This is a genomic window from Prauserella sp. PE36 (assembly GCF_003311655.1).
GTDB classification, from domain to species: Bacteria; Actinomycetota; Actinomycetes; order Mycobacteriales; family Pseudonocardiaceae; genus Prauserella_A; species Prauserella_A endophytica.
Window position 1 is genome coordinate 271594 of the sequence record NZ_QEQT01000059.1, and the last position, 9508, is coordinate 281101.

Here is a 9508-nt window from a genome sequence, read left to right on the forward strand (position 1 = left end):
GCTGGCCGGTAGCCACTCGGAGACGCTTGACCTGGTGGACGAACGGCAACGCGGGTCAAGTCGCTAGGGTCTTCCGAATCCTGAGCACCTCACAAATTGATCTCAGATGCGCGGCGATTCCAAGGTTTCGTGCCAGGCTGAACGGCGTGACCAACGAAGCGATGATGTGCTTTCTCTTGGCCTCACGCGACCCGTCAGGCTTCCGGCCGCTCGGTACGGGTTTCGCCCTCGGGGGGCGCCAAGTAGCAACAGCCCTGCATGTCGTGGGGCCGGAGGCTGGGAACATTCACGCAGTGCTCCGACGATCGGAAGTTGCGGGCTACCAAGATACGACTGATAGGTTAGTCAAGCTCCCTTTTCCTTTGGAACTGGTTCACGCCGACCCCATTCACGATCTGGCGGTACTGGAGTTCCCCGACCAGGTCGAGGCTCGTGTCCCTTACAAGGTGACTGGCACTGATCACGTCGACACTGGAACGTCCGTGGTCACTTATGGATTCCCTCACGCTAATGATGGCCGTGTCGTACTAACGCAACAAGCCGCTTCTGTTGGCGCTAAGGTCCTAATGGAGAATCAAGGGATAAAGAACAAGTACATTGTACTCAATACTCTGCTTCGACCTGGCCAATCTGGTGGCCCTGTATTCGACGTTAAGACTGGAAATATTGTGGCTGTGCTTGTTGGCGCTTACGTTCCGCCGGGTGGAGGCGGGGGAATTCTGATAGGAAACGTTGACCCGATGACGCTGCATCAAACGACTCATGCAGTTTCTGCCGAGTATATACAGGACATGTTGGAATGAGTGACATCTCGTCAATATTGGAGAGTCGTTCTAGCTGGTTGGATGAGTTGCCAAAGTATCAGCGGGATCTCATTCGAGAACTAGGGCGATCGGGAGATCTAGAGGCAGCTGCGCGCTCATGGCTGGAGGCTGGCTCGGTGTCGCACACGGCAGAATTTGGTGTCCTTGGGGGTGCCCGGGTCTTCTACGAAAAAGTGTTGGACGAGCTCCATGACCTGCTGTGCGTAGCGAGCAAATATACGGAGGAGAAGGCAAAGATTCTCCAAGAGTACAAAGCAGGTCAGGCATCCTTCGTGGCGATGGTTACATCCTTTATTGCACCGCATGTTGGAACTTCCTCCCCTCTTCTGGCGCCGGTGGTAGCGGTCATTCTAACAATTATTGCGCAAGCGTCGCTAAAAACCTGGTGCAGTATGCAAGTCGAACGACGCAGTCGTCGTGAGGCGGATGACGCGCCGTAGGTGCGGAGTTCCTGTAATCGCACGCCCCTTTCATGGAGCGGCACCTGCCCCTGTTGGGGGCGCAAAATGCACGACCATCACGATCACGGTGTTGCTATGACCGGCCCAAACAGGGTTGGTGAGTAACGGGACTTGAACCCGTTACCCCCACACCGCCCGATCCTGCGGTTGGTGGCCGTCACGCCGCCTGGCTCCCGCTGTCGTCGGAGCCCAGCGAGCCGAAGAAACGGTCGACCGCCTTCTTGGTTCGCTCGTGGCTAGTCGGTAGCAGGTGCGTGTACACGCGCAGGGTGAAGCCGGGATCCGAGTGGCCGAGGTACTGCGACAACGCCTTGACCGACTCGCCCGCGTCCAGCAGCACCGATGCGTACAGGTGCCGTAGCGCGTGCACGCCGTCCGCCCGGGTACGTGGAGCCACACCAGCCTCGCCAGGGCCGGTCGCCACGCGTCCCGCTCGAACGACTTCGGCGTCAGCACCTCACCGGTCGAGTCGACCAGCAGCAGGCGCACCGTCACCGGCTTGCCGTCCGGGTGCACCCAGGGCAGCGTGACCTCGGTCGCCGGGTAGGTCTCGGCGTAGCGGTCCAGCCGGGTGAGCAGCTCCGCGCCGATCGGCACCTCCCGGGTCTTGCCGCCCTTCGGAGGTGCGAACACCGATTGACCAGCGACGATGCGGACCCGCCTTTCGACCCGCATGATCTCCCGCTCACGGTCGACGTCGTCGAGTGAGAAGCCGAACAGCTCACCCTTGCGCAGCCCGATACCGGCGGAATGTCCACGCCCGGTTTGAAGCGCTCCGGAATGTTGTCCCGTACGGCACGTACCCGTTCATGCGACCACACCACCACCTGCCTGCGGTTGATGCGGGGCCGGGCGATGTTGCGAGACAGCGTCGGGTTGGCGCCGATCACCTTGTCCTCGATCGCGAAGTTGAAGATCGACACCAGATGCCCGAAGTACAGCGCCCGCGAGGTCTCCGATACCTCGCCGTCCTTCATCGCACGCAACCAGCGCTGGACGTCACTCGGCTTGATCGACCCGACCGGCTTCTTCCCGAAGTGGGGAAGCAGGTGCACATTGACCCGCGTAGCCAGCCGTTCCCGGCTCGTGTAGTCGACGGTCTGCGCGTCGAGCCATCTCAGCGCGACCTTCTCGAACGGCACGAGACCGGCGCGAGGGTCGACGTACTTGCCCTCGCGCTTGTCGGACTCCATCTCGATCAGGAAGTCCTCAGCTCGTTTCTTCTGCTTGTCCGGAAAGGACTTCGAGCGTTCCTCGCCGTCCGGGTCGAGGTAGCGCACTTTGTAGCGCAGACCCTTGCCGTACAGCTCGGTCTTCTCCAGCACCGGCTTGCCCTTGGCGTTGAGCACCATCTTGCCTGTCTGCTCGTCGCGTTTCGGCCGGTACCAACGGTCCTGAATGTGTCCCATGCGGATTCCTCTGCTGATTGCGGAAAGAACTACGCGGCCTCGGTGGCCCAGCGCCTGACCGCTGCGGGGACGTAGCGCAGGTGTCTGCCGATCTTGCGGACGGGCGGCCCCTCGCCGCGCCATTTCCACTGGTAGAGCGTCTTCACCGGCACGCCGAGATAGGCCGCGACCTCCTCGACGGTCCAGAGCCGGCCGATACTGCTGACATCCCTCACGCTGTCCCCCTGATCACACCGCCTGCGGAATTGCCGAAGTTTCGAGAGCACCTGGTGGGCTGGCCGCCGCGAGCGCCCGGTCATACTCGGCCCGCCAGGCGATCCGCTCGGAGACGGCCTGCATGAGCAGGTGCGACCGGGGTGGCACCTGCCGGTCGCCGGGCGCGACCTTCCGCCACACGAGCCGGTCGGTCTGCCGTTCGGGCTTCTCGATGCCGATGCTCGCGAGCATGTCGCGCACGAAGGCGCGGCGATCGGCCTTGTAGTCGGCCAGGGACTTGCCGGACCACTTGCGGGAGACCAGCACCCGTCGCCCAGCAGACCGAGCGTGGACCGCCGATGAGCGCGGCCCTTGCAGCGGCCGGGGTCGTCTTTGACGTGCAGCCTTTCGGCTGGATGCCGTAGAGCAGCCACACCGCGCACGTCGGCGAGCATGGTGTGACGGACAGCGCGGCGTGCAGCCGCTCGTGATGGTCACGCTGCCGGTCGCTCGTGGCCTCCACGACCTCACCAGTCGACTTCGTGAGGTACTTGGTCAGATAGCCGATGTGCCGCCCGGCCTCCTCCGAGCCGCCGAGGATGCCCTTGGAGCGCACCTGCTGCCCGAAGCGCACCACGTGCGCGGGTTCCTCCACCGCGTCGACCGCCTCGTCCCACGGCGTCAGCGGCTCCCGGATGTCCGGGTCGACGAACGAGCGCGAGCGCCCGTCCCACACGGGCAGCCGGTCGACGTAGATGAGCCGGTCGTGGTTCGGCCACCACACCTGGTGGTAGGTCGCCGCCGTGACCTGCCGGATCACCGCGTGCGGGATCGAACCGCGGAGCGCCGCGTGCAGGTGCGGAGCCGCCCGCTTCTGCGGCTCAACCGTCGCGAAGTACTGCACGTCGAACCCGACCACCCGGCGCAGGTTCTGCCACCATCGATCGACGAGTGCGGCGAAGTGCACAGCGTCCCGGGCCGCCCGCCGGTAGTCGTAGCTGTCCAGGTCGACGGGCACCACGCCATCGCCGACACGGCCGTAGGAGTCGAGCGTCAGCGTCACGAACATGGAGGGCCGGTAGCCACCCGCGAACTCACGCCCGACAGTCCGCTTGTCGACGTGCCGCCGAGGCAGGTCGGGCGTGTCCTGCCGACGCCGGGTCGACCGCTTCTTCGGTTTGGCCGGCGGCACCTCCACCGCAGGTAGCCGACCGCGCATCCCCGAGGATCGAAGCTCCTCGTCGACGGAGCGGATCTCCTCCCGCAGCTCCTCGGCGTCGGTGGGGGAGCCCTCCGCTTCGGCCTTCCGGTACGCGGCCACCAGGTCCGCACGGAACTCGATGAGCTGTGTCTGGGCCTCGGTCGGCGGGGCCGGGGTGAAGTCCGGATCCTCCGTCAGATGCCAGCCCTCGCGGCATTGGGCCTGCCGTAGCGCCTTCGCCTTCTTCGCGCACGGCCCGCACACACTCTCCACGGTCGAGCCGCACGGCATAGGGACGTACCGCAGCTCGCCCGTGTCCGGGTCACCCACCTCCATCGTGAACGGCCGGACACAGACGCCGTACCGCTCGGCCGTCGCCTTCACGACGTCATCGGACAGCGGAAGCCGCATCCGCTCCGCACGCGTGGTCGGGTTTGTGCTCACGCGACCGCACCCCCAGCCCTGCCGTCACGACGCGGGAACTCCACAACGTCGGCCCGCTGCGGCGGATGTCCCGTGATGTACTCCACGAGCGCGCCGAGGTCGTCGTCGGTCACGTGGAAGGCGCGGGCACGCACCGGCTCCCGGCGGCCGTCCTCCTTGACCCACGCGACACCGGGCGTGTGCTCGGAGATCTCGTGTGCCGTCGCGCCACGCTCACGAACGCCATCCCCGAGCACCATGTCCACCTGTGCCTTCTCGTCGAGCCGCATGGCGACCCGCGTGGAGAACAGGTGACGGAACGAGATGACCTCCTTGCGCGGGTCCTGGAGGAGGCCGAGGACGCAGACGCCGGGTGCCCGGCCCTGGCTGGTGATGGTCTGCACGGCTCTGCTCGCGCGCTCGCGGAGCTGCTTGTCGGTCTGGTAGGCGATGACGTCGGCCAGCTCGTCGACCACGAGCAGGATGAACGGGTCGCCCGTCGCCGGAGTCCAGGACCGCAGCCGTCCCCGGTACCGGGTGGCGCGCTCCTTGACCGTCTCCGCGACCTCTTCCAGCAACGCTACGGCATCCGGCCCGTTGTCGAACACGACCCGGTGGAACACCTCAGGTGCCTGCCCCAGCTCCATGCCGCCCTTCGGGTCGATGCCGACGAGTCGCACGACACCCGAGCCGATCAGCGGAGCGAGCGCCCAGACGACCGACCACGGCAGCGAGCCCTTACCGGCTCCGGACACGCCCACGGCGAGCAGGTGCGTGCCGAGCAGCCGGACACGCCACGGCTTACCGGACTCTGTGCGGCCCACAGGCAGCCGCCGCTGGTCGGCCCCCTCAGCGTTCTCCGCGAGCGCTGGAGCGGTGACCGTCCGCACGAGCGGGTCGTGATGCACAAGGTCCAGCTCCAGCCGTCCGGGCCTGCGCACCCGCACGCGACAGCCCGTGGCGTTGAAAGCGTGAGCCAGGCCGGACGCGTGCAGCTCCCAGTGCTCCGGTGCCTGACCCTTGACCATGCAGACACGCACGCGGTCACGCCAGCCCTCCGAGCGCAGATGCCCGAGCTTCGGCCGGTACTCCTTGCCCCGGCTGGTCTTCACGAGGTCGGCCAGCCGCATTACCGTACGCCATTGGCACGCGTACACGGCGAAGCGGCGATACTCGGTTCGTACCTGCGCGAGGCAGAAGCGGCGGAACGACGTCCGGTGCAGCCACCACCACAGCGTCAGCGAGAGGACGAGCCCGCCCGCGACGAGCGCGAGCCCGAGGTGACCGAGCTGGTAGTCGAGCCACCCCACCAAGGCCGTGACGAGGATGGTCAGCGGGTAGCGCCACGTGATGCGCCCGATCTGGGTTGCCAGCCAGCACACGAGGCCGACGAGCAGGAACGGGGACAGTACTAGCTTCACCCACCCCGGCAGGAGCGTCCACCACGGCAGGCGAGGCCGCGCGACCTCCAGCGGGGCCGGGTCGATCCAGTGCGAGTGTCGTTTGTTCATCGGCCCTCACCCCGGCCGAGGTCGAGCGGCAGCCGTCCCGCACACGCGGCGCACTCGGTGTCGCCGGGCGCGAGCCGAGCGAACTTCTCGCAGGTCTCACAGCCCGTTCGGGCGACCCCTTCTGGCGCTGGACACTTCTCATCGTCTAGCGTTGTCACCTGTATACTCCGTCTGGTGTGGACAGCGCAGAAGCGGAAAGGTTGGTAGCCGGGCCGCTTCTGCGCCTTTACTTCTTCCGTAGCCCGTTTACGGGCGTGCTTCATCGCCGCACGGCAATGGCCGCACGTCGACTGTCGTGTATGGACTTCCTAGTTCGAGGCCGACTTCTTTCCGGTGAGCTTCCTGGTGATCTCGTCGGCCTTGCGGCCCTCGCGCTCGGACCAGTACAGGGCCTCGTGGTGATGACCGCGGTCGATCTCGGCCACCCTGGCGTAGGTCGCCGCGCTGCGCCGGTAGCAGTCACGCCACGCCTGGGGCGAGGCATCGTCCGGCGGCCGGATGGCGGTCAGCACCGTGTGAGCCTGCGTGAGGGTCCGTACCTCTTTCGCCTTGTCGTCAGCCATGTCATTCACCTCCCCTCTGCGTGTGCGCCGGGGATTCCAGGAACGCGCGCAGTTCCTCGGCGCTGTCCCGGATCTCCCTCAGCAGCCGGGCGAAGCGCGGCCAGTCGGACGGGTCACGCGGCGGGACTAGCACGAGCACGTCGGGGTCGAGGGACAACACCAGGGCCGCCTGGTGGTGGATCAACCCGACGAACTGCATGCTCGCCCTCGCCTCGCGACCGGGGCTCCACGTCGCGGTCACAGCCACGTCACCCCTCCGCCGATTCCTGGCCGCTCGCGTCGCGCAGCTCCACCTTCGCCGCCTCGATCGCCGCGCCGAGCCGCACGAGCGCTTCCTCGTCGACCAGGAGAGCCACGGGAAACGCCTTGCCGAACCGCACCTCCACGCGGTTGGCGAACGGCAGGGCACGAGACCTGATCGGCAGATCGGCGGTCACGTGGACCTGCACCAGGTCACGCACTCTCACCACGCCCTACGCCGCTGCCTGCTCGGACTGTGCCGCCTTGCCTCGACCGGCGGCCGGACGCGGAGCCCGCATCTCCTTGGCGCGCAAGCTGAACTGGACGCGTCCGTTCTGTTCGTACGCCGTCGCAGTCAGGCCCTCGAACACCACCGGCCGGAACGGCAAGCCCTGCACCGCTTCCGGCGGGACAGGTTGAACGTCCGCCGCGATCTTGACGACGACACCCGTGTTCCTGCCCTTGGCCGAGGGATCGGTGACCTGCACGTTCCACACGAGTTGGCCGGTCACGGTGTCCTTCGCCGGGGTCTTGTTGCCGTTGCGGTCCCACTCGAAAGCCTGCTCGACGTTGAGCACGAAGGCCCCTTCCGGGAACATGTCATCGAAGGGGACCGCGAACCGGTATCCACCCGGGATCGCCATAGAGATTCCTCCTAGGGTCCTGCCGCCGGGCCTATCCCGGCAACCTGACCTCTAATGTCGGCGAAATCGGAGGACGTGATCACCACACGGCGGGACATCTCGGGACGTCCTTGGTACGGCCGAAGACGTCCCTACAGATCCGCCGGGGGAGTGGACATGCCGAACGAGCGGCTGCGAGACGCGCTGCTACGGAACGGCCTGACGCTGGAGCAAGTCGCCAAGGCCGTCAACGTCGACCCGAAGACGGTGGAGCGCTGGATCACCAAGGGTCGCCTGCCGTACCCGAAGCACCGGCACAAGCTGGCCGCGATGGCGCGCGAGTCCGAGAGCTACCTCTGGCCCGAGGCCGTCGCGCCGGAGCGCAAGGTCGAGACGGCGACCGCCGAGGTCGTGAGGGTCTATCCCCACCGCAACGCCCTGCCGGTCGAGCTGTGGGACCGGCTGATCAACGACGCCGAGCAGACCGTCGAGATCCTGGTGCACGCCGCGCTGTTCCTGGTCGAGCGCCCCCGCTTCGTGAAGGACCTGGCAATCAAGGCCGAGGCCGGGGCGAAGATCCGGCTTCTCTTCGGAGACCCGGACGGCGACACCATCGCCCTGCGCAGCGAGGAGGAGCAGCTAGGGGAGGGCACACTGTCGGCGCGTATCCGCAACGCCCTGGCGTTCTACCGGCCGTTGCAGCGTGTCGAGGGCGTCGACATGCGGTTCCACGACGCTACGCTGTACAACTCGATCTTCCGCTTCGACGACGAGATGATCATCAACACGCACGTGTGTGGCTTCCAGGGCGCGCACGCGCCGTCGCTGCATCTACGCCGACTCTCGGCCGGGGATCTCTCCGAGACGTACTCCGAGAGCTTCGAGGCCGTCTGGAACCTCTCTCGCCCAGCCACCTTCTAGGAGGCACGATGGCACGCCGGGACTACTACAACGACCCGAACGCCCCCGCAGCCAACAGTATCGCCGTCGCGGTCAGCGCGTTCATCCAGGACGAACAGGACCGAATCCTGATGATCCGCCGTACCGACAACGACCTGTACTCGATCCCCGGCGGCCAGCTCGAACTAGGGCGTGTCTCCTAAAGATCTGCGGTGTGAGCTGGGATTGTTGATCGCATGTCACGGTTTGCGGTGCTTACTGACGCTCAATGGGCTCGGATTGAGCCGCTGATGCCGTCCTCGGATGGCCAGCGAGGCAGGCCGTTTAGGGATCACCGGCAGGTGGTCGAGGGGATCGTCTACCGATTCCGGACCGGGATCGCGTGGCGGGACCTGCCTGAGTCGTTCGGACCGTGGCAGACGCTGTGGAAGCGGCACAAGCGGTTCTCGACCGATGGGACCTGGGATAAGATCCACGCTCGGCTGGTCGCTGAGGCTGACGCCGCCGGCGGGGTGGACTGGACGGTGTCGGTCGACTCCACCATCAACCGCGCCCACCAGCACGCGGTCACCCTGCGACGGGTCGAACATCCCGCAGGTCGGCGGCCCACAGGGGGCTGAGCCGAACTACAAGGATCTACGCGCCGAGCCGCTTGATCATGCGCTGGGACGCTCGCGGGGCGGGATGTCGACCAAGATCCACCAGCTCGTCGACGGCCGCGGCCGCCCGCTGGTCATCGCACTCACACCCGGCCAGGCCGGTGACTCCCCCATGCTCGCGCCGCTGCTGTCCCACCTGGCCGTCAAACGGCTCGGTCCAGGTCGGCCGCGCACTCGCCCCGAGGCCTTGATCGGCGACAAGGCCTACTCATCCCGAGCGATTCGAGCCAGACTGCGAGCCCGGGGCATCAAGACCGTGATCCCACAGCCCGCAGACCAGATTGCTCACCGCAGACGGCGTGGCGCCGCCGGAGGCCGCCCACCCGAGTTCGACGCCCTGACCTACAAGCGGCGCAACGTGATCGAACGGTCCTTCAACGACCACAAGCAATGGCGCGGCATCGCCACTCGCTACGACAAGCTCGCCGCCGTCTACCGAGGAGGCATCGTCCTCCGCGCGATCACCCTATGGCTTCGGCAATAAGGAGACACGACCTAG

General features: G+C 66.3%; 12 protein-coding genes and 2 pseudogenes. 5 read left to right on the forward strand and 9 right to left on the reverse strand.

What is annotated here, in order from left to right; all coding sequences use genetic code 11:
- Positions 1-146: 146 nt before the first annotated feature.
- Together DI005_RS14900 and DI005_RS37950 are read left to right on the forward strand one after the other, a co-directional pair.
- Entirely contained in the window at positions 147-803 is a 657-nt protein-coding gene (locus DI005_RS14900; RefSeq protein WP_147263847.1) for a serine protease, read from the forward strand.
- Positions 800-1264 (forward strand): hypothetical protein, encoded by a 465-nt coding sequence (locus DI005_RS37950; RefSeq protein ID WP_147263848.1) that lies wholly within the window; start codon positions 800-802, stop codon positions 1262-1264. Before DI005_RS14900 ends, DI005_RS37950 begins: the two co-directional genes overlap by 4 nt.
- A 178-nt stretch (positions 1265-1442) precedes the next feature.
- Here DI005_RS37950 and DI005_RS38965 read toward each other — a convergent pair whose 3' ends face one another.
- The 9 genes and pseudogenes from DI005_RS38965 to DI005_RS14940 form a co-directional block, all read right to left on the reverse strand.
- Complete coding sequence (locus DI005_RS38965) at positions 1443-1682, reverse strand: tyrosine-type recombinase/integrase (RefSeq protein ID WP_233520140.1); 240 nt, start codon at positions 1680-1682, stop codon at positions 1443-1445.
- A 94-nt stretch (positions 1683-1776) separates the two neighbouring features.
- Positions 1777-2694, reverse strand: coding sequence for a hypothetical protein (locus DI005_RS14905; protein WP_233520141.1), 918 nt, complete (start codon positions 2692-2694; stop codon positions 1777-1779).
- A gap of 29 nt (positions 2695-2723) precedes the next feature.
- Positions 2724-2909, reverse strand: a complete 186-nt coding sequence (locus DI005_RS14910) for a helix-turn-helix domain-containing protein (protein ID WP_113642490.1) — start codon at positions 2907-2909, stop codon at positions 2724-2726.
- Positions 2910-2922: 13 nt separating this feature from the next.
- A pseudogene (locus DI005_RS14915) lies at positions 2923-4501 on the reverse strand (replication initiator).
- 29 nt (positions 4502-4530) lie between these two features.
- Positions 4531-6024: an FtsK/SpoIIIE domain-containing protein gene (locus DI005_RS14920; RefSeq protein ID WP_233520142.1), complete on the reverse strand. Its 1494-nt coding sequence runs from the start codon at positions 6022-6024 to the stop codon at positions 4531-4533.
- A gap of 308 nt (positions 6025-6332) precedes the next feature.
- Positions 6333-6587, reverse strand: coding sequence for an AMED_5909 family protein (locus DI005_RS14925; RefSeq protein ID WP_113642492.1), 255 nt, complete (start codon positions 6585-6587; stop codon positions 6333-6335).
- Position 6588: 1 nt separating this feature from the next.
- A complete protein-coding gene (locus DI005_RS14930; RefSeq protein WP_113642493.1) occupies positions 6589-6834 on the reverse strand; it encodes a hypothetical protein in 246 nt (81 codons plus the stop codon).
- A 1-nt stretch (position 6835) separates the two neighbouring features.
- Positions 6836-7057, reverse strand: coding sequence for a hypothetical protein (locus tag DI005_RS14935; RefSeq protein ID WP_233520143.1), 222 nt, complete (start codon positions 7055-7057; stop codon positions 6836-6838).
- Between the two features lie 3 nt (positions 7058-7060).
- On the reverse strand, positions 7061-7405 hold the full coding sequence (locus tag DI005_RS14940) for a hypothetical protein (RefSeq protein ID WP_233520144.1): 345 nt from the start codon (positions 7403-7405) through the stop codon (positions 7061-7063).
- A 222-nt stretch (positions 7406-7627) separates the two neighbouring features.
- Between DI005_RS14940 and DI005_RS14945 the strand changes: the two genes are divergently transcribed.
- From DI005_RS14945 to DI005_RS14955, 3 genes and pseudogenes are all read left to right on the forward strand, one after another.
- Positions 7628-8371, forward strand: coding sequence for a DUF5919 domain-containing protein (locus tag DI005_RS14945; protein ID WP_113642497.1), 744 nt, complete (start codon positions 7628-7630; stop codon positions 8369-8371).
- An 8-nt stretch (positions 8372-8379) separates the two neighbouring features.
- Positions 8380-8541, forward strand: a pseudogene (locus tag DI005_RS14950) (NUDIX hydrolase); the annotation flags it as partial.
- Positions 8542-8586: 45 nt separating this feature from the next.
- Positions 8587-9493 (forward strand): IS5 family transposase gene (locus DI005_RS14955; protein ID WP_369973583.1). Its coding sequence is split into 2 segments (ribosomal slippage): positions 8587-8957 and positions 8956-9493, totalling 909 coding nucleotides; the frame shifts between segments, so codons are not numbered across the junction.
- Positions 9494-9508 lie beyond the last annotated feature (15 nt).